Genomic DNA, 23459 nt, shown 5'->3' on the forward strand with positions numbered 1-23459 from the left:
TTACTCGACCACCTTCGGGACAACGAAGAAATTGTCGGTGGATTCGGGCGCGTTGGCAACGATGTCTTCGGCCTTGGAGCCGTCGGTAACGACGTCCTCGCGCTTCTTCATCATCATCGGCGTCACTGACGTCATTGGCTCGACGCCGTCGACATCGACTTCGGAAAGGTGCTCGACAAAGCCCAGAATGGCATTGAGTTCGCCTTCCATGCGCGCGGCGTCCTCGTCGGTGACGGCAATACGGGCCAGGTGCGCAACGCGTTTGACGGTGGCAAGATCTACGGACATAGGGTCCTCATCGGGTGGTGTGAACAGGTGGCCCCGCTATAGCGGCGAGCGGCGGCGCGCGCAACCGCGGGCCAAGGATTTGTCATTGTGGCCAGGCTGAAAGTGGTTTGAAAGCGGGCTTCATTTGATTGCGGTGGCATGGAGCCATGTGGTCGGCTTGCCGTCATAGCCTCCGCCCATTTCGGTGGTGATATCCACGTCCGCCCATCCCGCCGCCGAGTACCATTCCCGAAGTGCGGACGCTGACGGGTAGTTGTAATAGCGGTCAAACTGGTCGCGGCCTTCTGTTTCTCCGGCCTTGAAGCTGGCATAAAACACCCCGCCATTCGTCAAGGCTGATCGAATTTTCGACAAGATCCCTGGCAGATCTGCACGGGGAACATGCAACAGGCAGGCATTCGCCCATACTCCGTCATACCTGCCTTGCTCGTTCAGATCCGCGAACAACAGCTTGGCCACCGGTATGCCGAGGCGCTGCTGTGCCGCTTGCGCCAGTTCGAGTGTTCCATCGGTCGGACGCACATCGATCCCCCTGCCGATCATGAATTCAGTGTCCCGCCCGGCGCCGCATCCCAATTCGAGAATGGCGGCGCCGGACGGTAGCAAGGACAGAAAAGCCTCGATGTGCTTCGAATTCGAATATTCATCGCGTGAGGCATAGGCGGACGCTTGCTGCGTATAAAAGCTGAGCGTCTGGTCATCCTGGGTCATTGTATTCCCATGTTCTTCTTTGTCACGACAAAGCTGCGGCAAGGCCCGTCTCAGACATCAACGCTTTCGCCGGATTTGGGCACTGCGACGTTCTTGGCGTCGTCTTCCATGCCTTCCAGAAAGGCGTCGGCGGTCTGATCGATGATCGGGAAGGTGCCGTAATGGCACGGCAGCACCTTGGCAAAGGAGAAATACCTGCGGCAGGCAAGAGCTGCTACCGCGCCGCCCATGGTGAAGCGGTCGCCGATCGGCACAATGCCGATTTCCGGGCGGTGCAACTCGTTGATCAGCGCCATGTCGGAGAAAATGTCGGTGTCGCCCATATGCAGGAGACTGGGCTCGTCCTCGAAATGCAGCATCAGGCCATTGGCGCTGCCGAGCGAGTGCGACACGCCATCGCTGGTGATATGGGCCGAGGAATGGAACGCGTTGACGAAGGTGGCGGAGAAACCGTCCAGCGCAACGGTGCCGCCAGTATTGCCCATCTCCAACCGCTCCACGCCCTGATGATGGGTCAGCCACATGCCAAGATCGTAGTTGGCCAGCACGACTGCGCCGGTCTCTTTGGCAATCTCGGCGGTATCGCCAACATGGTCGCCATGGCCATGGGTGAGCAGGATATGAGTGACGCCCTTGACCGCTTCCTTGCGGTCATTGCCTTCAAAACTCGGATTTCCGGTGAAGAACGGGTCGATCAGGATGGTGGATTTGGCGGTTTCCAACCGGAATGCCGAATGGCCGAGCCATGTGATTTTCATTGGATACGCTCCCTCGCATTATTTGGGCTTGTTCGCTAAACCCATCATCTAGCCCGGCATGTGCCCGGGCGCAAAGGCGGAGTTTGAAAAATGGCGGCGATCGGGATCGAAGAGCTGAATGACCGGCTGTTGCCGGGACAGACCATTGCCGGCATCGATCTGGGCACCGTGACCATCGGTCTGGCTATCTCGGACCTGTCGCTCAGACTGGCTTCGCCGCGGCCGATGATCAAGCGCAAGAAATTCACTCTAGATGCGGTGGTGCTGCTCGAATCGCTGGCGCGCGACAATGCCGGCGCGGCAATCATCGGTCTGCCGGTCAATATGGATGGCAGCGAGGGGCCCCGTTGTCAGGCAACACGCGCCTTCGTGCGCAGCATGGCGGAGAAAACCGACCTGCCCTTCGTGTTCTGGGACGAGCGATTGTCGACTGTGGCCGCCGAGCGGGCGCTGATCGAGATGGATGTGTCGCGCAAGAAGCGCAAGGAGCGGATCGATTCGGCCGCCGCCAGCTTCATTTTGCAGGGCGCGCTCGACCGGCTTGCGGGCCTGCGCAGATCCAAGGCAGATTCAGCTGGTTCTTGAAAAGTCAGACTGTGGTTGAACCTCAGTCTGGTCTGATGTGGTGTGCCCGCCTGTCCAGTGGAAGAATTGGCACAGCGCGGCCCAGATCTGTTTGCGGCGGCGCTTGATCACGATGAAACCGACGACCAGGAATGTGTCGAAGATGACGGCCTTGACCACCAGCGGCGGGATCGATTCAGGCTCAATGCCGAGCAGATTGCCATAGATCGTGAAAACCAGATCGTGCAGCTCGCGGGTCAAAATGCGATAGCCGAAATTGATGTCGTAATAGGACAGGCCGTACCAGCTGCCGAGCAGGATGATGGGCATGATCCAGAGGACTAGAAAAACCTTCATGAGGCAGAGCCCCGCCGCGAGAATGACGCAAGTTGGGCGCTGAACGCCGCGTGGTTGGCAGCATGGTCAGCGATCACGTCATCAAGTGCTGCCACATCTCCAGCCTTGGTGTCGGCAGGCGCGATTGCCGATTGTGCAAGAGACGTCACCGTCAGCAGAAGACCGCCAAGGGCTGTCAGTTGCAGCACCATCAGGGCGCCTGCCTGGCCGCCGGCAAAAGACACCGCGACCGAAAGAGCTGCGGCCGCAGCCGTACAGGCCGCCGCCCCTTCGGCCAATGGCCGCGCCTCGCGCTGCTCGCGCTCTTCGCCAAGCACGCAGAACATCATGGCAAACAGAAGCAATCCGGCGGAAGCGACATTGAATCCGCCAAGAACTCCGAAAACCACGCTTTGAGCCATCAGTGAAAGGCCAATGCCATCCATCGCCGTCATGGCGGCATCAACCAGCCCAGTGTCGACAAACAGCGTCAAACCCGCCAGTTCCACCCCGCCCTGCGGAGCATAGGTCACAACCAGCGCCAGCAGCGCCAGGAAACTGATCCAGAACAGCATCATTGAGGTGTAGAACAGGCGGCTTGTTTTCATTGCGGATCCGTCGACCTTCTCGAAGTTCAGTCTGTCTGATGCTGTCAGAATGACCGCCTGGCCGTCCCGACGCAATGTAAACCATTTGTTAAGGTTAACGGCTGCCATTGCCCGACGGTTCCGTAGCCCCTATGAGGTGGTTCCCATCATCCGGCGAGACCCATGTTCCTGATATTCGAAAGCATTCTGCCGATTTTTCTGATCGTGGTTCTGGGCGTGGCGTTGAGGCGCGCCCCGTTCATAGACCATAGCGTCTGGCCCGGCCTTGAAACGATCGGATACTACGTCCTGTTTCCGTCACTCCTGTTCCTGACCCTTGCAACGGCGGATTTTTCCAGCATCGAGCTGGGCACTGTTTCGCTGGTGGCACTGATCGCTGTCGCAGTCGTCACAGTGCTGCTGATTGCTCTCCATCCGCTGGCCCGCGCCCGCGGCATGTCGGACGCAAGTTATTCGACCCTGTTTCAGACATCTTCACGGTGGAATTCGTTCATTGCCCTGGCCATTGCCGAGAAACTGGCAGGTCCCAGCGGCCTGGCACTGGTTGCGCTGGTCATGGCGGTGATCATCATCCCGCTCAACTTCATCAATGTGATCGTGCTGGTCTGGTATGGAACCGGTGGACGCAGCATGGCCACACTGGTCAAGCGCATTGCCGGCAATCCGCTGATTCTGGGCTGTGTGGCTGGCATGATTGTCAACGCCCTGCCCTTTGGCATCTACCAACCGTTGGAACAGGCGATTGATCTGATCGCGCGATCGGCGCTGGGACTGGGGCTGCTGATGGTCGGCGCTGGCCTCAAGCTCAATGACGCGCTGCGCCCCGGACCTGCCGTGCTGGCGCCGACGGCGCTCAAGCTGATTGTGTTTCCGTTGATCATGACCGGGCTGGCGCTGGCCTTCGGCCTGACCGGTGAACCGCTGATAATCGTGGTGCTTTGCGCTTCAGTGCCAACGGCGATGAACGGGTATCTGCTGGCCCGCCAGATGGGCGGAGACGCGCCGCTCTACGCAGCTGTCACCACGGTGCAGACGGTCGCATCTTTCCTCACCATTCCGGCGGTGATGTGGGCCGTTGCTCAGATTGCAGGCGGATAAAGCAGATCGACAATCTGACGGGCGTCAAAACGAGCGTCAAGCATTCCATAAGTTGAGCGCCAGGCGCCGGCGAGCCGGGTCTCGACAAAGGCTTCGGCGACATGGCCGGCGCCAAGCCGGGTCAATTCGGCAGCTGCTGCAGCCAGTGCGAACTGTTCTGTCAGCAAACGTGCCGCACCCTGGTCACGCTCGGCAACCGCCATGCAGGCTCTGAGCACATCGACCGTGCGCGGACCGGCTGCGCCAAGATCGTTGTTGATGCTGTCAAGCGCCACTTCACACAGATCACGCCCCCGGGTAAGAACTCTGAGTACATCGAGCGCCATGACGTTGCCCGAGCCTTCCCAGATCGCATTGACCGGGGCCTCGCGGTAATGACGGGCCACGGCGCGCTCCTCGACATAACCATTGCCGCCCATGCACTCCATCACCTCGTAGATCACCGATGGGGCAATCTTGCAGACCCAGTATTTGACCACCGGCGTCAGCAGCCGGGCTATCGTGGCTTCGGCAGGATTGTCGCGGGCCATGTCAAAGGCGCGGGCCAGCCGCATCGACAACGCTGTCGCCGCGGCAACCTCAAGCGCCAGGTCGGCAAGAACCCGGATCATCAGCGGCTGGTCGATCAGCAATTCGCCAAAAACACGGCGGTGGCGGCAATGATGCACCGCTTCGGCAAGGCTGGCGCGCATCATGCCGGCGGAGGCCAGAGCACAATCGAGCCGGGTCAGCGTCACCATGTCCAAAATGGTACGCACGCCCTCGCCTTCGCCACCGAGCAGGAAACCGAATGTATCGCTGAACTCAACTTCGGAGGACGCATTGGAGCGGTTTCCAACCTTGTCTTTCAACCGCTGCAGCCGCAACCCGTTGAGGTTGCCGTCCTCGAGAATGCGGGGCACCAGAAAACAGCTCAGTTCGTTGCCGGATTCCTCGCCGGTCTGGGCCAGCATGACAAAGCCGTCGGACATTGGTGCGGACAGGAACCATTTGTGTCCGGACAGCCGGTAGACGCCTTCGCCGGCGCGGGTCGCCACGCTCTGATTGGCGCGGACATCGGTGCCTCCCTGTTTTTCGGTCATGCCCATGCCAATGGTCACACCGGATTTCTGCATCGCCGGGCGATGGCTCGAATCATAGCGGCGTGACACCACCTGCGGCGCCCAGGCTTTCTCGATCCGCGGCGACGCCATGATCGCGGCGATCGAGGCATTGGTCATGGTCAGCGGACACAGATGTCCGCATTCGAGACCGGCGGTGAGGAAAAACCGGATCGCGCGAGCCTGATGGGCCAGACCGGCCTCCTCGCGACGGCCTTCCCAGACCGAGCCCTGCAGCCCGATCGAGACCCCGCGACGCATCAAGGCGTGCCAGCTGGGATGGAAATCGACCTGATCAATCCGGTTGCCAAAACCGTCATGGGTCTTCAGCTCGGGGATGGCATGGTTGGCCAGGCGGGCAAGATCCTGCGCTTCGGCCGACGCCACGAATTTACCGACCGTCTCGAAATCATCGCGAAGCGCGCGCGGCATGTCAGCCGCGATGTCCTTCAGCAAAGGGTCGGAACGGTAGGCGTTGTGCCCGGAAAAGGGCGGGCTTTGATTGTCGGCCTGCTGGCCGAAGGCTTGGATTGGGCTCATGAAACCTCGCTTACAGGGATTCGCGCCGTTTTGCATGGGGACATCGCGTATTTCCGGCATTGCGACGCTTGCCCCTGCCCCGGAACCTTTCTATAGACCCACCAAGACCTCAACCCCATGGGACGCATGATGTCATTTCCGCACCGCCACCTGCTCGGAATAAAGGGGCTTTCGGAGCAAGACATCCATTATTTGCTCGATCGGGCCGATGAGGCAGTCAAAATCTCCCGTCAGCGCGAAAAAAAGACCTCGACGCTGCGCGGCCTCACCCAGATCAACCTTTTTTTCGAAGCCTCCACCCGAACGCAGGCGTCGTTTGAACTGGCCGGCAAACGGCTTGGTGCCGATGTGATGAACATGTCGGTGGCAAATTCCAGTGTCAAAAAGGGCGAAACGCTGGTCGACACGGCGATGACGCTCAATGCCATGCGGCCCGATGTGCTGGTGGTGCGGCATTCCTCCGCCGGTGCGGTGGCGCTGTTGTCGCAAAAAGTCGGCTGCCCGGTGATCAATGCCGGCGATGGCGCGCATGAACACCCCACCCAAGCGCTGCTTGACGCACTGACCATCCGCCGCATCAAGGGCAAGGTCGGACGCCTGATCGTCGCCATTTGCGGCGACGTGCTGCATTCCCGCGTCGCGCGCTCGAACATCATGCTGCTCAATGCGCTGGGCGCGCGGGTTCGCGTTGTTGCGCCTTCGACACTGTTGCCATCGGGCATTGAACAAATGGGCGTGGAAGTGTTCCAGCGCATGGAGGACGGGCTCAAGGACGCCGATGTGGTGATGATGCTCAGGCTGCAGCGCGAGCGCATGGCCGGTTCCTTCGTGCCGTCGGTGCGCGAATATTTCCGTTATTATGGTCTGGACGCTGTAAAGCTCAAATTTGCCAAGGATAACGCGCTGGTGATGCATCCCGGCCCGATGAACCGCGGCGTCGAAATTGCCTCCGACATTGCCGACGGACCGCAAAGCGTCATCGAATTGCAGGTCGAGATGGGAGTTGCCGTCCGCATGGCGGTGATGGAAACGCTGATGCTGTCGCAGGGGAATCAGCCATGACGTCGCGGGTTCTCACCAATGTCCGTATTGTCGATCCCTCGACGCAGATGGACGAGATTGGCGACATTGTCGTTGTTGACGGCAAGATCGCTGCCATCGGTGCCAGCGCTGTCGGGTTTGACAAGTCGTCCGATTGCGAGATCGAGGATTGCACCGGCCTGATCGCCATTCCCGGCCTGGTTGATGCCTGCGTGCATATCGGCGAACCCGGCGCCGAGCATCGCGAGACCATCGCCTCGGCCAGCCGCGCCGCAGCACGGGGCGGCGTCACATCCATCGTCATGATGCCCGACACCGATCCGGTGATTGACGATGTGGCGCTGGTCGATTTCGTCCAGCGGTTGGCGCGCGATGAAGCCATTGTTCGTGTCTACCCCGCGGCGGCCCTGACAAAGGGTCTCAAGGGCGAGGAGATGACCGAATTCGGTCTGCTTCTCGAGGCTGGCGCTGTCATGCTGAGCAACGGACGGCATACGGTGGACAATCCCGCGGTGATGCGGCGCGCCATGACCTATGCGCGCGATTTCGGAACCGTGATCGCGGTGGCGACGCAGGACCGGCAACTGGGCGCCGGCGGCGTGATGAACGAAGGGCTGTTCGCCAGCTGGCTGGGGCTGTCCGGCGTGCCGCGTGAGGCCGAGATCATTCCGCTCGAACGCGACCTGCGGCTCGCGGCGCTGACTGGCGCCCGCTATCACGCGATGAGCATTTCGGTGCCCGAATCCGCCGATGTAATCCGCACGGCCAAAGCGCGCGGGCTCAAGGTGACCGCCGGGATCTGCATCAATCACCTGACGCTGAATGAAACCGACATCGGCGAGTATCGGACGTTCTTCCGGCTGTCGCCGCCACTTCGCACCGAGGATGACCGGCGCGCCATGGTGGCAGCCCTTGCCGATGGCGCCATCGATATCATCGTCTCGGCGCATGATCCGCAGGACGTCGACACCAAGCGGTTGCCGTTCGCGGACGCCGAAAACGGGGCTATTGGTTTGGAAACGCTGCTGGCAGCGGCGCTGCGGCTCTATCATTCCGGCGATGTGCCGCTGATGCGCCTTGTCGACGCGATGTCGACCCGCCCGGCGCAAATTCTCGGGCTTGATGCGGGCACGCTTGGGGTCGGCGCGCGCGCCGATATCGCGCTGGTTGATCCGGAATATCCCTGGGTGCTGTCAAAAGACGATATTGTGTCGAAGTCCAAGAACAGCGCTTTCGAGGATGCACGGTTTAGCGGCAAAGTGTTGCAAACACTGGTTGCAGGTGTCACTGTTCATCGCGCCTGACACCCGTTTCGTGTCTGTCAGAGCATGGTTTTGGGGAGAAGTTTCGTCGTGCCGGATTTGATCCAATGGTCGCTTTCCACACCTGTGATGCTCGGGGCGCTGCTGTTCGGCTATCTCTGCGGCTCCATCCCGTTTGGCCTGATCCTGACCCGCAAAGCCGGGCTCGGCGATCTGCGGACCATCGGATCCGGCAATATCGGCGCCACCAACGTGCTGCGCACAGGCAACAAGAAGCTCGCGGGCCTGACCCTGCTGGCCGACGCGCTGAAGGGAACGGTGGCAATTGTCGTCGCCCGTCAGGTCATTGGCATGGAAGCGGCGCTGATTGCCGGTCTGGGGGCATTTTTGGGCCATCTCTATCCGGTCTGGCTGAAATTCAAGGGTGGCAAGGGCGTCGCAACCTATCTGGGCGTTCTGCTGGGGCTGGCGCCGGTGATCGTGCTGGTATTCGCCGCAGTCTGGCTCAGCATGGCCAAGCTGTTTCGCTATTCCTCGCTGGCGGCGCTGACTGCGGCAGTGGCGGTACCCATCGCTCTTTATCTCTACGGGCGACCGGAAGTGGCGTCGCTGTTTGTGATCCTGTCGGTGATCACCTTTCTCAAGCACCATCAGAATATCCGCCGGCTGCTCGCAGGAACAGAGAGCCGCATCGGGGACAAGGGCTGATGCCGCCGGGCGATGAAGGAAGGCGCGGTGTCGCCCTTTCTGATCGCCAGCGACTTTCCTGGCTGCGCCTGATCCGTTCCGACAATGTCGGCCCGGCGACCTTTCGCGACCTGATCAACCATTTCGGCTCTGCGGAGACGGCGATCGAGCAATTGCCGGAACTGTCCCGGCGTGGCGGGTCTGCGCGGACCATCCGGGTGGCCAGCATCGACGACGCCGAACGCGAACTGGAAGCCGCACACAGATTCGGCGCGGTTTTCATCGGCATTGGCGAACCGGACTACCCACCCGCACTCAGGCGGATCGACGGCGCGCCGCCCTTGCTGTCGGCGATTGGCAATCTGACTCTGGCGACGCAGGTTTCTGTCGGCATCGTCGGCGCCCGCAACGCTTCGGTGTCGGGGGCAAAGATGGCGGCGCGGATGGCGCGGGAGCTTGGCGCTGCCGGATACACGATTGTCTCGGGCATGGCGCGCGGTATTGACGCGGCGGCGCACCGGGCAAGCCTGGAAACCGGAACCATCGCCGCACTGGCGGGTGGTCTGGATCAGCCCTACCCGCCTGAAAACCTCGAACTCTACCGCGAGATCTGTGCCGGCCAAGGCTTTGCGATCAGCGAAATGCCGATGGGATGGGAGCCACGGGCGCGGGATTTCCCTCGCCGCAACCGGCTGATCGCCGGCGTCGGCCTTGGCTTGGTTGTAATCGAGGCGGCGCATCGATCCGGCTCGCTGATCACGGCGCGGCGCGCCGCCGATTTCGGCCGGCTGGTCTTTGCCATTCCCGGCTCGCCGCTTGATCCCAGAGCCGCGGGCACCAACGGACTTCTCAAGGAAGGTGCCATTCTGACCACCGAAAGCCGCGATGTCATCGACGCGCTTGCGCCGTCGAGCCGGCTGTTTTCCGATGGCGACCCGGTGATGGAAGAGCCCGGCACCGAGGACGGTGCGCCGTTTACCGAACCGGGAGATGACGACCGCGCCCGGGTAATTGAGTCGCTGGGCCCCTCACCCGCCGATATTGACGACATCATCCGCCACACCGGTGTTGCCGCGGCGACTGTCTATCTGGTGCTGCTCGAACTGGACCTGGCCGGACGGTTGCATCGTCATCCCGGCGGAATGGTGTCCTTGTCTTTTGACGAGGACCTGGACGGATAGGTGCCGAACTCTCCTACCCTTATCTTTCAGCAACTTTGAGCGGTCGCTCCCCGGCCAGCACGTCACCCGCTTCAAGGTAGGCCATCTCGATCAGATAGCACAGCATATCGGCCTTCTCGCCCTCGGCAACACTGCGCAATTCCACCAGCATCTGCCTGATATAAGCGATGTTCTGCTCTGTTTGAGCGGTCGCCAATGATCCTTGATTGGGGCGCGTCGGCATCGTTGCTTCCTTGTGTCTGACAGCGCAACCGCTCCCGGAGCGGTCGAACAGATCATTGAAATACGATAGCTTAATTATCTATAATTGCAATACAGTTGCAAGCTCGCATTGGTTGTATTCAGGCGAGAAAAGGCAGGAATCGGGAAGTTGGGCTTGACCGCGCCGCATTCGATGTACATTTCGTGGGCCAAATCGGTACGGTGCGAATTCGCGCGGCATGCCGAATTCCATGGCCGAATGCGAGCAATCTTATGAATGTAGTGGTAGTCGAATCGCCTGCGAAGGCAAAAACCATCAACAAATACCTCGGAAGCGGCTACACGGTGCTGGCATCGTTCGGTCACGTTCGTGACTTGCCGGCCAAGGACGGCTCGGTGCTTCCCGATGAGGATTTCGAGATGAAGTGGGAGGTCGACACTGCCTCCAACAAGCGCCTCAAGGACATTACCGAAGCGCTCAAGGGCGCCGACTCCCTGATTCTGGCGACTGACCCGGATCGCGAAGGCGAAGCCATTTCCTGGCATGTACTGGAAGTGCTGACCAAGAAGAAGGCGCTGAAAGACAAGAAGGTCTCCCGCGTCGTCTTCAACGCCATCACCAAGAAATCGGTTCTCGACGCGATGGCCAATCCGCGCGAGATCGACACGCCGCTGGTCGACGCCTATCTGGCGCGCCGGGCACTCGACTATCTGGTTGGCTTCAATCTCTCGCCGGTGTTGTGGCGCAAATTGCCAGGCGCCCGTTCGGCAGGACGGGTCCAGTCGGTGGCGCTCAGGCTTGTCTGCGACCGCGAAAGCGAGATCGAACGGTTCAACTCTGAAGAATACTGGCAGATCTCGGCCGATCTGAAGACCCCGCGCGGAGACGGCTTTACCGCACGGCTCACCTCGCATGACGGCGAGAAGATGACCAAGATGTCGGTCACCAATGGTGACCTGGCCGGAAACATCAAGGACATGCTTGAGGGCGCGTCCTTTGTCACCGACAGCGTCGAAGCCAAGCCAACCAAGCGCAACCCGTCGCCGCCGTTTACGACGTCGACATTGCAGCAGGCCGCGTCCTCAAAGCTCGGCTTCAATGCCTCGCGGACAATGCAGGTGGCGCAAAAGCTCTATGAGGGCATCGACATTGGCGGCGAGACCGTTGGTCTGATCACCTATATGCGTACCGACGGCGTGCAGATGGCGCCCGAGGCGATCGAAGAAGCCAGAGCCGCGATTTCGGCACGCTTCGGCGCGCGTTACTGCCCGGAAAAGCCGCGTCTTTACACAACCAAGGCCAAGAATGCGCAGGAGGCCCACGAAGCCATCCGGCCAACCGGCTTTGAACGGGCGCCTGACGACGTCAAACGCTATCTCGATTCCGACCAGCTCAAGCTTTATGACCTGATCTGGAAACGCGCCACCGCCAGCCAGATGGCGTCAGCCGAGATCGAACGCACCACGGTCGACATCACTGCTTCCAAGGACGGCAAGACCGCCGGCCTGCGCGCCACCGGTTCTGTGGTCCGGTTTGACGGCTTCATCGCCGCCTACACCGACGCCAAGGAAGATGGCGAGCAATCCGACGGCGACGATGATGATGCCCGCCTGCCGGAGATCAACGCCCAGGAAGCGCTGGCCAAGGAAAAGATCAACGCCACCCAGCATTTCACCGAGCCTCCGCCGCGGTTTTCGGAAGCTTCGCTGATCAAGAAGATGGAAGAGCTCGGCATCGGCCGCCCTTCGACCTATGCCTCGACACTGGCAACGCTGCGCGACCGTGAATATGTGACGATCGAGAACCGCAGGCTGACCCCTGAGCCGAAGGGCCGTCTGGTCATTGCGTTTCTGGAGAATTTCTTCAACCGCTATGTCGAATTCGGTTTTACCGCCGATCTCGAGGAAAAGCTCGACCGGATTTCGGCGGGTGAACTGGCCTGGAAGGATGTGTTGCGCGAATTCTGGACCGAATTCCATCAGCATATCGACGACACCAAGGACCTTCGCGTTACCCAGGTGCTTGATGCGCTCAACGAGGCGCTGGCGCCGCTGGTGTTCCCGGTGCGCGAAGATGGTTCCAACCCGCGGATCTGCCCGACCTGCGGCACCGGCAATTTGTCGCTGAAACTCGGCAAGTACGGCGCCTTTGTCGGCTGTTCGAATTATCCCGATTGCAGCTTCACCCGGCAGCTTTCCAACGATCAGAACGCCGAAGGCGATGCGGCGCTGTCTAATGAACCCAAGGATCTGGGCAAGGATCCCTATACCGAAGAACCCATCACGCTGCGCACCGGCCGTTTCGGCCCCTATGTGCAGCGCGGCGAAGGCAAGGAAGCCAAACGCGCCAGCTTGCCCAAGGGCTGGGCGGTCGATACGATTGATCACGAGAAAGCTCTCGCACTGCTGAGCCTGCCGCGTGATGTCGGCCAGCACCCCGAATCGGGAAAGATGATCTCTGCCGGACTCGGCCGCTATGGCCCGTTCGTGCTGCATGACGGGACCTATGGCAATCTGGAAAGCGTCGAAGACGTGTTTTCAATCGGCCTCAACCGCGCAGTCACCGTGATCGCCGAAAAGGTGGCCAAGGGACCTGGCCGCGGACGTGGCACACCCGCAGCGCTCAAGGCGCTGGGCGACCACCCCGATGGTGGACCGGTCACCGTGCGTGACGGCAAATATGGCCCCTATGTCAACTGGGCCAAGATCAACGCCACGCTGCCCAAGGACAAGGTGCCCACCGAGGTAACGCTTGAAGAAGCGCTTGAGATGATCGCCGCCAAAGCTGCCGCATCAGGCAAGAAAACCAAGGCGCCGGCCAAGAAGGCCGCCAAGCCGAAGGCCAAGGCGAAGCCGAAAGCCAAAGCAAAGAAACCAGCCGCCGCGAAGGCGAAGAAGGACTGACATTGGGACATCCTCCCCGCAAACCGGGAACTGCCAAACCGAAACCCGGCAAGACCGACGACAAGACTGAAGACGCGCGCCCGGCGTTTCGCCGCGGCGACATGCCGGACAAGGACACCATCCTGCAGTTTCTCAGTGAAAACCCTGATCGAGCTTCCAAGCGCGACATCGCCAAGGCCTTTGGCCTGAAAGGCGACACCAGGGCCGAGCTGAAGGACATGCTCCGCAACCTCGAAGAAGAGGGAATGATCGAGCGTGACCGGAAAATGCTGCGACGTCCCGGCACATTGCCGGCAGTCGCGGTGCTCGAAATCACTGTGCGCAACCCGGATGGTGATCTGATCGCCCGTCCGGCGGAATGGCTCGAGGATCATGGCGAAGCACCGCCCGTGACCGTGCGCCAGTCGAACGCCGGACGCGACCGCAGCAAATCCCGCGCGCCGTCGACGGCGGCAGGCATAGGCGACCGGGTTCTGGCGCGGATCTTTGCCACGACGCATGGCGCCAAGACCACCTACACCGCCCGCATCATGAAAGTGCTGGACCGGCGCGAAGGCCTGGTTCTGGGCGTGTTCCGGGCCTTGCCCGACGGCGGTGGACGGCTGATGCCGATCGAACGCCGTGGCGAGGAATTTGCCATTGCTGCGGACGCCGCTGGCAATGCCAAGGACGGCGATCTGGTCGAGGTGGAATCGATCAAGCTGAGCCGCATGGGGCTGCCACAGGCCAAGGTGCATGCGGTGCTGGGCTCGGTCGATGGCGAAAAGGCGATCTCGATGATCGCCATTCATTCCCACGGCATCCCGCATGTGTTTCCCGCCGAAGTGATCGAGGCCGCCGAAAACGCCAAGCCGGCGCCGCTTTCGGGCCGCGAGGACTGGCGCAAGATTCCGCTCATCACCATCGACCCGCATGACGCCAAGGACCATGACGACGCGGTCTTTGCCGAAGAGGATCCCTCGCCCGACAATCCCGGCGGCATCATCGCCACCGTGGCGATTGCCGATGTGTCCTGGTATGTGCGCACCGGGTCTCCGCTCGACCGCGAAGCGCTCAAGCGCGGCAACTCGGCCTATTTTCCCGACCGGGTTGTTCCGATGCTACCGGAGCGGATTTCCAACGATCTGTGTTCCCTGCGCGAGGGCGAAGACCGCCCGGCGCTGGCGCTGCGCATGGTGTTTTCCAGTGAAGGCCGCAAGATCGGCCACAAATTTCACCGGGTGATGATCAAGAGTGCCGCCAAGTTGTCCTATCAGCAGGCGCAGGCGGCGATTGACGGCAACCCGGACGACAAGTCCGGGCCGCTGCTCGAGACCGTCCTGAAGCCGTTGTGGGCTGCCTACGCAGTACTCAAGCGCGAGCGCAACCGGCGCCAGCCGCTTGATCTCGACATGCCGGAGCGCAAGATCCTGCTGACGCCGGAAGGCAAGGTCGACAAGGTGATCGTGCCCGAACGGCTCGATGCGCACAGGCTGATCGAGGAATTCATGATCCAGGCCAATGTGGCCGCAGCCGAAACGCTGGAAAAGCGCAAGCAGGCCTTGATCTACCGGGTTCATGACCAGCCATCGCTGGCCAAGCAGGAAGTGCTGCGCGAGTTTCTCGGCACGCTCGGACTGTCGCTGGCGCGCGGCGCGGCGATACGGGCCAGTTCGTTCAACGGCATCCTCGCCAAGGCATCCGGAGAGCCCTATCAGGGCATGGTCAACGAGATGGTGCTGCGCAGCCAGAGCCAGGCGATCTACTCGCCGGAAAATCTTGGCCATTTCGGCCTCAATTTGATGAAATACGCGCATTTCACCTCACCGATCCGGCGCTATGCCGATCTGATCGTGCACCGCGCACTGGTCGGATCGCTTGGCCTTGGCGAAGGCGGCATTACACCGGAGCAAGAAGCAGCGCTGGAAACCATTTCCGCGGAAATTTGCGTCACCGAGCGGCGCGCCATGGCGGCCGAACGCGATACAGTGGACCGGCTGGTTGCCCACCACCTCGCCAGCCGCATTGGCGAGGCCTTCACCGGGCGCATTTCCGGGGTGACCAAATCCGGGTTGTTCATCAGCCTGCCTCAATTTGGCGCAGATGGATTCGTCCCGATTTCGACACTCGGGCTTGACTATTATCATCATGATGAGGCTCATCAGGCGCTGACGGGGGAGAAAACCGGGCTTGGATACCGGCTCGGAGATGAGGTGGAGATCAAAATCGTCGAAGTGATCCCGCTGGCCGGCTCGATGCGATTCGAGATGCTCAGCGAGGGACACAAGATGCCCGCGGGCACCCGCTCGTTCCACAAGTCCGGCCGTGCGCGCCGGGGTGGTCCCAAAAAACCCGGGACACGGCCAGCTCGCGGCCGGCGCTGAGACAGCGTTGCACAACAATTTGAGGCGTGAAAACGCCCTATCATAATCAGGAGATGAGCCATGCTCGAATTTGGCGGCAACACGACCCCGAACCTGGCAAAAGACGAACCGCGCAACACCTGGCGCGCGATCAAACGCGGCCTGTCAGGCCGCTGCCCCCATTGCGGCGAGGGCAAACTGTTTCGGGCCTTTCTGAAACCGGTCGATGCCTGCGACGTGTGTGGAGAAGAGATGTTTCACCACCGGGCCGATGATTTCCCGGCCTATCTGGCGATTTTCATTGTCGGTCACATAGTCGTTGCGGGCTATATGGCGACCGACAGCTGGCTGGTGCTTGAAAGCTGGCAGCACCTGATGATCTGGATCCCGATCACGATCCTGTTGACATTGGTGATGCTGCAACCACTCAAGGGCGGTGTCATCGGCCTGCAATGGGCATTGCGCATGCATGGTTTCGGAGGCGAGTCGGAAGAGCCGATGCTCGCTGAGCCTTCTCACGAGGATGCGCGATGAATGGCGACGCGACCGCCAAAACGGAATTCCTGACCGAAGATCACTTGGCCAGGTTAAGCGAAAATCGGTATCCACCGCGAACACCGCGTGACGCGGCATCGCTGATTCTCATGGACCGAAGCAGCAAAGTTCCGCGCGCATTGCTGGGAAAGCGCGGCAAGGGCCATGCGTTCATGCCCGATCTCTACGTTTTTCCCGGTGGACGGCGCGATCCCGGCGACAATAGAACACCGCTGGCCCAGCCCTTGCGGGATGAAGTCGCGGAGAAACTGGTGCTGCGAACAAACGCACGGTTTCAAAACTACGCCGCGCGCGGCCTGGCCGTAGCTGCGGCGCGTGAAATGGAAGAGGAAGCCCATCTTTCCCTGACGCCGCCGGAATATGCCGGTACACTGCGCCCCGATGTTTCGCATTTCCGTTTCCTCGCCCGCGCGATCACACCCTCGGGACAGTCGCGCCGGTTTGACACACGATTTTTTGCCTGTTTTTGCGACGAACTGGGGCTGGATCCGACCCAGATTCGCGATAGCGACGAATTGCATGACCTGACATGGCTGCCTATCGATGCCCATGAAAATCACCCGACCCCCGGGATAACCAAGGTGATTTTGGCGGAACTCGCAGAGGCGCTTGAGGAGGATCCGGCCTTGCTGTTTGGCAGGGCGGTCCCGTTTTACTATTTCCGTAACGGACGATTCGTTCGAGAAGTGATTTAAGGCAAACCGACATGGATCACTCATCCTCACGCCCTCCCGCGATTCGCGAGGTGATCCATTGGCCAGCATTGATAGCAGCCGTGTCCGCCATTACCGCCGTTGGCATCGCCATCGGCCTCGGATTACCGCTGTTGTCGATCATCCTCGAAAAACGCGGCGTTTCCTCTTCGATGATCGGCCTGAATTCGGCAATGGCCGGGGTGGCGGCCATGGTGGCAGCGCCTCTCACCACGATGATTGCGCGGCGCCTGACCGTCGTCAACACAATGGTGTTGGCAATTGTCGCAGCCGCGGTCAGTGCGCTGGGTTTCTACTATGCCGAGGCGCTGTGGATGTGGTTTCCGTTGCGCGTGATTTTCCACGGCGCCATCACGATCTTGTTCGTGCTGTCCGAATTCTGGATCAACACTGCAGCGCCGCCATCCCGGCGGGGGCTGGTTCTCGGCATCTACGCCACGGTGCTGTCTCTCGGTTTTGCCGCCGGACCACTGATATTCTCGATCATCGGATCCGATGGAATCCTGCCGTTCCTGATCGGCTCCGGCGTTATCCTGCTGGCGGCGGTCCCGATTCTGATGGCGCGGAAGGAAAACCCGCCGATCGACGAATCGCCGAATTATTCGTTCATGCGTTACGTCTTCCTGGTGCCGACGGCGACTGCCGCAGTGTTCATCTTTGGCGCAGTCGAATCAGGCGGCCTGGCGCTGTTTCCTGTCTATGCCAACCGCACGGGATTTACCGAGTCACAGGGCGCGCTGCTGCTGATGATGATGGGGCTTGGGAATGTGCTGTTCCAGATTCCGGTCGGTCTGATTGCAGACAAGATAGGCGACCGCCGCCGGCTGCTGTCACTGTTTGCCTTCATAGGTCTCATTGGCTCTCTCGCCCTGCCCTACCTCATCCACGACTGGCTGTTGACGGCGGTAATCCTGCTGTTCTGGGGCGGCAGTGTCGCCGGGCTCTATACGGTCGGCCTGGCGCATCTGGGCGACAAATTGCACGGCTCCGATCTCGCATCGGCCAATGCCGCATTTGTTTTTTGTTATGCGCTGGGCATGCTGGTCGGGCCGCAAACCATCGGCGTGGCCATGGATGTGGCCGGTGATCACGGTTTTGCCTGGGCGCTGGCGTTCTTTTTTGCACTTTATGTGGCTCTGACGCTGTTTCGTATTGTACTCGGACCTAAACGGGCTTGACTTTCGGCCCGGCTTTTGTAGGTTCCGCGCAAGTTTCGCCGTGGAGCCTTCTGTGCTGTCCGCGGCTTCATTTTTGAAGAAGGCAAGACACCATGGCCAAGGCGACCACTATCAAGATCAAGCTCCTGTCGACAGCCGACACAGGGTTTTTCTATGTAACCAAGAAAAACAGCCGTACTTTCACCGACAAGATGACGAAGACAAAGTACGATCCCGTCGCCAAGAAGCATGTTGAATTCAAGGAAGCCAAGATCAAGTAATCTGGCTCCGCTTCCCGCCTTTGTGCGGGGGTGCATCGTTCAATACAAAAAACCCGCCTCCTTCCGGACGCGGGTTTTTTGTATTGAAGGCCGGTCAGGACAAAGGCGTGGAACGAGGATACCACATTGCACTTGGTCTTGACCGGCCACCCCACGACCCAGGAGATGCGGCGGACCTGACATCATGGGGTATCGGAGAATTTTCACAATTATAGCCTGCCCGTGTGACAGTCTCAAAACGCTTCAGGCACGGTGGACAATTGTCCCAAAACAGAAACAAATCAATAGTTTCTTAACCTTATGTAGAAACTACCTACGGGTGTGGTTAATATTGGAAATAATTTTAATCGTTTCTTCAACACCACAGCACTGCGGCACCGAGCACGACATTTGATCTCTATCCGCTTTGAAAATCATTGTTCCCCCGCATGCCAGTCGCGATTCGGCATCTGTGCAGTCAATGTTGGTGAACTGCTTGGGCTTTTCTCTGGCAGATCAATGCTAATGCATGTCGCGTTCAATGGATACGCGGCGCTGTAGGGCATCGGGCAGAACCAGACACACCGAAAGGTACGAAGTTGTGTGGAAACTCATAGCGCGCTTGGCCAGACGACGGAGGGTGACCGCCGTAACGAAATGCTCACCAGGGATTGGCTCAATGGCCCCGCGTCAGGCCGCCTGGCTGACAACGCGGTTACGACCGTCATGTTTGGCCTGGTAGAGCGCCTTGTCGGCACGGCGAAGCAGCGAATCAGCGGCTTCGCCGCCCTTTTCCAGCGTGGCGATCCCGACAGACGTTGTCAGAGGCGCAGCGCGGCCGGAAGCCGAGATCTTGAATGGTGCAGCGGCAATGGCATCCCGCAAGCGTTCTGCAACCTGAGCGGCGATCTCAGGCGTCGTATCGGGCATTACCACCACGAATTCCTCGCCGCCATAGCGGCAAGCAAGATCCGCACCACGGACAGCGCCGCGGACCCGGCGGGCGAATTCACGCAATACATCATCGCCACCCTCGTGACCGTGGGTGTCGTTGATGGCTTTGAAATGATCAATGTCGGTGATCAGCACGGAAAGCGGCCGGTCGCGCCGGTTGGAACGTTCCACCAGCGTCGCCAGATGGGTGTCGAGATAGCGACGGTTATTAAGGCCGGTAAGCGCGTCCGTGACGGCAAACTCGACCGATTGTGACAGACTGGCACGCAACTGGTCCGAATAGCGCTTGCGGCGGATCTGGGTGATGCTGCGCGCCACCAGTTCATTGGGATCGAGTGGTCTCAGCAGATAATCATTGACTCCAAGTTCGAGCGCCCGGATCACCAGTTCTTCTTCGCCCTGCTCGGCGACCGCGAGCATCGGAATAAACCGCGTACGCTCGAGCGACCGCATCTGCGAACACAGCCGCAATGGATCATAGTCTTCCAGCGCGGTGGAAACGATCACCAGTTCATAGGGTTTTTCAGCCGCTTCAAACAGGGCTGCCTGGGGATCACCGATCGCGGTGATCTCGGCAACGCCCTTGAGCGCCCGTATCATGCGGTCCTGGGCGTTGGCACGCCCTTCCACCAGCAAGACCAGGCCCGGCTCTTCCAGCTGGCCCTGGTGCGGCGCCAGCAGGGTTTCCAAGCCAAGGCTGCGCGCGGTCTCGGCACGCAGACGAAGCTCATCGGTCAAAGCTTTGAACCGGATGAGGCTTTTCACCCGGGTCATGAGCTGCAGGTCGTTGACGGGCTTGGTCAGAAAGTCATCAGCACCAGCTTTAAGCCCACGCACCCGGTCGGCAGCCTGATCCAGCGCAGTCACCATGACAACCGGAATATGGGCGGTACGCGGATTGTTCTTGAGCCGCTCGCAGACTTCAAATCCATCAATTCCGGGCATCATGATGTCGAGCAGGATGAGGTCGACCGGCGTCTGGTCGCAGATCGACAATGCGGTCATTCCATCGGCGGCGGTCAGCACTTCGAAATATTCGGCCAGAAGCCGAGCCTCGAGAAGCTTCACATTTGCCGGAATGTCATCAACCACCAGGATGCGTGCGGTCATGGTCTTACTCCACCCTCAAGCATCGCCAAGGTACGTCTTGATGGTTTCAATGAATTTGGGAACCGATATCGGCTTGGAAATATAGGCTTCGCACCCGCCCTGACGGATGCGTTCCTCGTCGCCCTTCATCGCAAATGCGGTGACAGCGATGACCGGGATCATGTGCAGGTCGTCGTCCTGCTTGAGCCATTTGGTGACCTCCAGACCGGACACTTCTGGCAACTGAATATCCATCAGGATGAGATCCGGACGGTGCTGGCGCGCAAGGTCCATCGCTTCCATGCCGTTGCGGGTCTGGATCGTCTTGTAACCTGACGCTTCAATCAGGTCGCGGAAGAGTTTCATGTTGAGTTCGTTGTCTTCAACAATCATCACTTGCTTTGTCATACCCGTTCCCATCCCCGATCCGGCCTGGCCAACTGCCCGCCTGATACTGCTGTTGCCGGCGGCCGGTGGCCAGAAGTACCGGTTTCTGGCCGGTACGGTTTGCGGAGTTTTCGACCCGAAAATCCGGTCAACACGGTCACCATAGTTTCATTAGGTTGAAAAAGTGGTAATCGGACACTTCGAATGTGGTTCATGTCACCCTGAAGAGGCGCGAAGGCGATGGCGGATGCAGAAGACACGGCGATTGCTGTGCTGGTTTGGCTTGCAGGCGAGCCCGAATTGATGGGCCGATTTCTGGCTTTGACCGGACTTGAGGCCAGCAATATGCGCGATGCAGCCAAGGAGCCGGGTTTCCTCGCCGGTGTGCTCGGGTTCCTGATGAACCATGAACCGACCTTGATGGATTTCTGTGCCGCCACCGACACCAAGCCTGAGACTGTTGCCCGCGCATTCCATGCTCTCGGCGGCGCAGGAGAAGCAGGATGATGCTGATCCCCGACGCCGAGCATGATGATCTGGTCTTGACCGACCGCCCGCTGGTTGTGTGCGACATCGACGAGGTGGTGCTCGAGTTCCTCACGCCATTCCAGGCTTTTCTGGTCGACAACGGCTTTGAGCTGCGCCCCACATCGTTTCGCCTCAATGGCAATGTTTTCAGCCTTGCAGATGGGGTGGAAACCCGTGAAGACAAGGTGGCTGCGCTGCTGGAGGCCTTCTTCACCAGCCAAGATGAGTGGCAGACGCCGGTCAATGCCGCAGCCGACAGCCTTTCGCGCCTGGCCGAGCATGCCGATATCGTGTTTCTGACCGCGATGCCGCCGCGTCACCGCGCGGTGCGCCGACGGCTGCTCTCCCGACACGGCTTCGACTATCCGATGATTGCCACCGAATCGGCCAAGGGGCCTGCGGTGCTGGCCCTGCATGGATCGCGAACGCAGCCGGTGGTGTTTGTCGATGATATTTTCACCAATCTGCAATCGGTGCGCAAACATGTGCCCGACAGCTTGTTGCTCAACCTGATGACCAATGACATTTTTCGGGCTCTGGCGCCGCATCCGGGTGACGGCGTCGACATCGCTACTGACTGGGCTCACGCCGAAGCGCTGATCAAAGCCCATTTCGGACAGATCGCTGACTGAAATAGTTGTGCCAACAGCCGTGACAGGCGCCCTGCAGTACGCACAGGATCTCCAGGTGCGGCCACAGTTCGGGCGTGACGGGACGGATGGTCAGGCTCATTGGTTTTGGCTTTCAACGAAACGGGGCAATTCACTGAGTCGAAATCTATTGCGAATTTGCTCGATGTTCAATATTTGTTCTCACCATGTCCGCAGCGTCTTCCCTTCCCGGCTTTTGCCGTGACTGCCTGGCCACCGCCCGCGCGGAGGCAAGGCGGTGCCATGCCTGTGGCAGCCCACGCATCATCCGCCACGCCGAGATCGACACGCTGACGCTGGCGCATGTGGATTGCGACGCGTTTTACGCAACGGTGGAAAAGCGCGACAATCCGGAACTTGCCGACAAGCCGGTGATCATCGGCGGCGGCCAACGCGGCGTGGTCTCGACCTGCTGCTACATCGCCCGCATTCATGGCGTGCGTTCGGCCATGCCTATGTTCAAGGCGCTCGAGGCCTGCCCCGATGCGGTGGTGATCAAGCCGGACATGGAAAAATATGTCCGCGTCGGGCGCGATGTCCGGCGGCTGATGGAAGAACTGACACCCCTGGTGCAGCCGATCTCCATCGACGAGGCATTTCTGGACCTTGCCGGAACCGAGCGATTACACAAGGACACCCCTGCCCGCACCCTGGCGCGCTTTGCCGCCCGCGTTGAAGCCGAGATCGGCATCAGCCTGTCGGTCGGATTGTCCTACTGCAAGTTCCTCGCCAAGGTGGCCTCCGATCTCGACAAGCCGCGCGGATTCTCCGTCATTGGCAAACAGGAGGCACTTGAATTTCTCAAGCCGCGCCCGGTGACCATGATCTGGGGCGTCGGCAAGGCCTTTGCGGCGACGCTGGAGCGCGATGGCATCCGGACCATCGGCCAGTTGCAGACGATGGAAGAAACCGCGCTGATGCGCAGCTACGGGGTGATGGGCAAGCGGCTGTATCATCTGGCCCGCGGTGAGGACGAGCGCACAGTTCATCTCAATGAGGGCGCCAAGAGTGTTTCAGCCGAAACCACCTTCAATTCCGACCTGTCGGACGCCAAGGACCTCGTGCCGGTGCTCAGGCGGCTCTCGGAAAAGGTGTCTGCCCGGCTCAAGGCCTCCGCGATCGCCGGACAAACCGTGGTGCTGAAGCTCAAGACGTCGGATTTCAAAAGCCGGACGCGCAACCTCAAGCTTGAGGACCCGACCATGCTGGCCGACCGGATTTTCCGCACCGGGCTGCATCTGCTGGAGCGCGAGCTTGGCCCGGACCTGTTCCGGCTGATCGGCATCGGCGTTACCGACCTCACCGACGCGGCGCGCGCCGATCCGCCCGACCTGGTCGACCCGGCAGCGGCGCGGCGAGCAGTGGCAGAAAGCGCTATCGACAAGGTGCGACAAAAATTCGGCCAAAACATAGTCGAAACAGGATATACATTCGGGACATCACGCAAGCTTCGGCAGGCGGAGGAGGACTGAACCCACTTCTGGTTCAGTTGGCCGCGGAGTTTTGGCATGATCAAGACTGCGCCAATCAGCGGGGTTGGCAAAG

The 23459-nt window shown here is 60.3% G+C and carries 24 protein-coding genes; 15 read left to right on the top strand and 9 right to left on the bottom strand.

What is annotated here, in order from left to right:
- From gatC to IMCC20628_RS11355, 3 genes are all read right to left on the bottom strand, one after another.
- Window positions 1–288: an Asp-tRNA(Asn)/Glu-tRNA(Gln) amidotransferase subunit GatC gene (gene gatC, locus IMCC20628_RS11345; RefSeq protein WP_047030313.1), complete on the bottom strand. Its 288-nt coding sequence runs from the start codon at window positions 286–288 to the stop codon at window positions 1–3.
- A 120-nt stretch (window positions 289–408) separates the two neighbouring features.
- The gene (locus IMCC20628_RS11350) at window positions 409–999 is read right to left on the bottom strand and encodes a class I SAM-dependent methyltransferase (RefSeq protein WP_047030314.1); all 591 of its coding nucleotides are present in this window, start codon (window positions 997–999) and stop codon (window positions 409–411) included.
- 50 nt (window positions 1000–1049) lie between these two features.
- Window positions 1050–1757 carry a metal-dependent hydrolase gene (locus IMCC20628_RS11355; RefSeq protein WP_047030315.1) on the bottom strand — a complete coding sequence of 236 codons (708 nt, stop codon included), beginning with the start codon at window positions 1755–1757 and terminating at the stop codon, window positions 1050–1052.
- 90 nt (window positions 1758–1847) lie between these two features.
- Between IMCC20628_RS11355 and ruvX the strand changes: the two genes are divergently transcribed.
- Complete coding sequence (gene ruvX / locus IMCC20628_RS11360; protein ID WP_047030316.1) at window positions 1848–2342, top strand: Holliday junction resolvase RuvX; 495 nt, start codon at window positions 1848–1850, stop codon at window positions 2340–2342.
- Here the strand turns inward: ruvX and IMCC20628_RS11365 are convergent.
- Together IMCC20628_RS11365 and IMCC20628_RS11370 are read right to left on the bottom strand one after the other, a co-directional pair.
- Window positions 2328–2678, bottom strand: coding sequence for a DUF6105 family protein (locus IMCC20628_RS11365; protein ID WP_082128106.1), 351 nt, complete (start codon window positions 2676–2678; stop codon window positions 2328–2330). The two genes, ruvX and IMCC20628_RS11365, sit on opposite strands and share 15 nt — an antisense overlap.
- The gene (locus IMCC20628_RS11370) at window positions 2675–3265 is read right to left on the bottom strand and encodes a hypothetical protein (protein WP_156174484.1); all 591 of its coding nucleotides are present in this window, start codon (window positions 3263–3265) and stop codon (window positions 2675–2677) included. The genes IMCC20628_RS11365 and IMCC20628_RS11370 overlap by 4 nt, the downstream gene beginning before the upstream one ends.
- A gap of 162 nt (window positions 3266–3427) precedes the next feature.
- On the opposite strand from IMCC20628_RS11370, the gene IMCC20628_RS11375 reads away from it, so the two are divergent.
- On the top strand, window positions 3428–4363 hold the full coding sequence (locus tag IMCC20628_RS11375; protein WP_047030318.1) for an AEC family transporter: 936 nt from the start codon (window positions 3428–3430) through the stop codon (window positions 4361–4363).
- On the opposite strand, the gene IMCC20628_RS11380 is transcribed toward IMCC20628_RS11375, so the two are convergent.
- Window positions 4345–6003, bottom strand: a complete 1659-nt coding sequence (locus IMCC20628_RS11380; RefSeq protein WP_047030319.1) for an acyl-CoA dehydrogenase family protein — start codon at window positions 6001–6003, stop codon at window positions 4345–4347. The genes IMCC20628_RS11375 and IMCC20628_RS11380 overlap by 19 nt on opposite strands.
- A gap of 126 nt (window positions 6004–6129) precedes the next feature.
- Here IMCC20628_RS11380 and IMCC20628_RS11385 point away from each other — a divergent pair, with 126 nt between their 5' ends.
- From IMCC20628_RS11385 to dprA, 4 genes are all read left to right on the top strand, one after another.
- Window positions 6130–7065 carry an aspartate carbamoyltransferase catalytic subunit gene (locus IMCC20628_RS11385; RefSeq protein ID WP_047032480.1) on the top strand — a complete coding sequence of 312 codons (936 nt, stop codon included), beginning with the start codon at window positions 6130–6132 and terminating at the stop codon, window positions 7063–7065.
- Window positions 7062–8348, top strand: a complete 1287-nt coding sequence (locus IMCC20628_RS11390) for a dihydroorotase (RefSeq protein ID WP_047030320.1) — start codon at window positions 7062–7064, stop codon at window positions 8346–8348. Before IMCC20628_RS11385 ends, IMCC20628_RS11390 begins: the two co-directional genes overlap by 4 nt.
- Window positions 8349–8435: 87 nt before the next feature.
- A complete protein-coding gene (plsY, locus tag IMCC20628_RS11395; protein WP_197078478.1) occupies window positions 8436–9014 on the top strand; it encodes a glycerol-3-phosphate 1-O-acyltransferase PlsY in 579 nt (192 codons plus the stop codon).
- A complete protein-coding gene (gene dprA, locus IMCC20628_RS11400) occupies window positions 9014–10174 on the top strand; it encodes a DNA-processing protein DprA (RefSeq protein ID WP_047030322.1) in 1161 nt (386 codons plus the stop codon). Before plsY ends, dprA begins: the two co-directional genes overlap by 1 nt.
- Before the next feature lie 19 nt (window positions 10175–10193).
- Here dprA and IMCC20628_RS11405 read toward each other — a convergent pair whose 3' ends face one another.
- Entirely contained in the window at window positions 10194–10397 is a 204-nt protein-coding gene (locus IMCC20628_RS11405) for a hypothetical protein (RefSeq protein ID WP_047030323.1), read from the bottom strand.
- A gap of 251 nt (window positions 10398–10648) precedes the next feature.
- On the opposite strand from IMCC20628_RS11405, the gene topA reads away from it, so the two are divergent.
- The 6 genes from topA (at window position 10649) to rpmG (ending at window position 18327) form a co-directional block, all read left to right on the top strand.
- Window positions 10649–13279: a type I DNA topoisomerase gene (gene topA, locus IMCC20628_RS11410; RefSeq protein ID WP_047030324.1), complete on the top strand. Its 2631-nt coding sequence runs from the start codon at window positions 10649–10651 to the stop codon at window positions 13277–13279.
- A complete protein-coding gene (rnr, locus tag IMCC20628_RS11415) occupies window positions 13276–15642 on the top strand; it encodes a ribonuclease R (protein WP_047030325.1) in 2367 nt (788 codons plus the stop codon). Before topA ends, rnr begins: the two co-directional genes overlap by 4 nt.
- 60 nt (window positions 15643–15702) lie before the next feature.
- The gene (locus IMCC20628_RS11420) at window positions 15703–16155 is read left to right on the top strand and encodes a DUF983 domain-containing protein (RefSeq protein ID WP_047030326.1); all 453 of its coding nucleotides are present in this window, start codon (window positions 15703–15705) and stop codon (window positions 16153–16155) included.
- Window positions 16152–16871 (top strand): NUDIX domain-containing protein, encoded by a 720-nt coding sequence (locus IMCC20628_RS11425; protein WP_052766395.1) that lies wholly within the window; start codon window positions 16152–16154, stop codon window positions 16869–16871. Before IMCC20628_RS11420 ends, IMCC20628_RS11425 begins: the two co-directional genes overlap by 4 nt.
- 11 nt (window positions 16872–16882) lie before the next feature.
- Entirely contained in the window at window positions 16883–18067 is a 1185-nt protein-coding gene (locus IMCC20628_RS11430; protein ID WP_047030327.1) for an MFS transporter, read from the top strand.
- A gap of 92 nt (window positions 18068–18159) precedes the next feature.
- Window positions 18160–18327: a 50S ribosomal protein L33 gene (gene rpmG / locus IMCC20628_RS11435; RefSeq protein WP_047030328.1), complete on the top strand. Its 168-nt coding sequence runs from the start codon at window positions 18160–18162 to the stop codon at window positions 18325–18327.
- A 669-nt stretch (window positions 18328–18996) separates the two neighbouring features.
- On the opposite strand, the gene IMCC20628_RS11440 is transcribed toward rpmG, so the two are convergent.
- Both IMCC20628_RS11440 and IMCC20628_RS11445 read right to left on the bottom strand, forming a co-directional pair.
- Window positions 18997–20370, bottom strand: coding sequence for a PleD family two-component system response regulator (locus tag IMCC20628_RS11440; protein ID WP_047030329.1), 1374 nt, complete (start codon window positions 20368–20370; stop codon window positions 18997–18999).
- A gap of 15 nt (window positions 20371–20385) precedes the next feature.
- Complete coding sequence (locus IMCC20628_RS11445; RefSeq protein WP_047030330.1) at window positions 20386–20757, bottom strand: response regulator; 372 nt, start codon at window positions 20755–20757, stop codon at window positions 20386–20388.
- Window positions 20758–20976: 219 nt separating this feature from the next.
- On the opposite strand from IMCC20628_RS11445, the gene IMCC20628_RS11450 reads away from it, so the two are divergent.
- The 3 genes from IMCC20628_RS11450 (at window position 20977) to IMCC20628_RS11460 (ending at window position 23386) form a co-directional block, all read left to right on the top strand.
- The gene (locus IMCC20628_RS11450) at window positions 20977–21243 is read left to right on the top strand and encodes a DUF3572 domain-containing protein (RefSeq protein ID WP_047030331.1); all 267 of its coding nucleotides are present in this window, start codon (window positions 20977–20979) and stop codon (window positions 21241–21243) included.
- Window positions 21240–21896 (top strand): hypothetical protein, encoded by a 657-nt coding sequence (locus IMCC20628_RS11455; RefSeq protein WP_156174486.1) that lies wholly within the window; start codon window positions 21240–21242, stop codon window positions 21894–21896. The genes IMCC20628_RS11450 and IMCC20628_RS11455 overlap by 4 nt, the downstream gene beginning before the upstream one ends.
- Before the next feature lie 185 nt (window positions 21897–22081).
- Window positions 22082–23386 carry a DNA polymerase IV gene (locus tag IMCC20628_RS11460; RefSeq protein WP_047030332.1) on the top strand — a complete coding sequence of 435 codons (1305 nt, stop codon included), beginning with the start codon at window positions 22082–22084 and terminating at the stop codon, window positions 23384–23386.
- Window positions 23387–23459 lie beyond the last annotated feature (73 nt).

The organism is Hoeflea sp. IMCC20628, assembly GCF_001011155.1.
Lineage (GTDB): Bacteria > Pseudomonadota > Alphaproteobacteria > Rhizobiales > Rhizobiaceae > Hoeflea.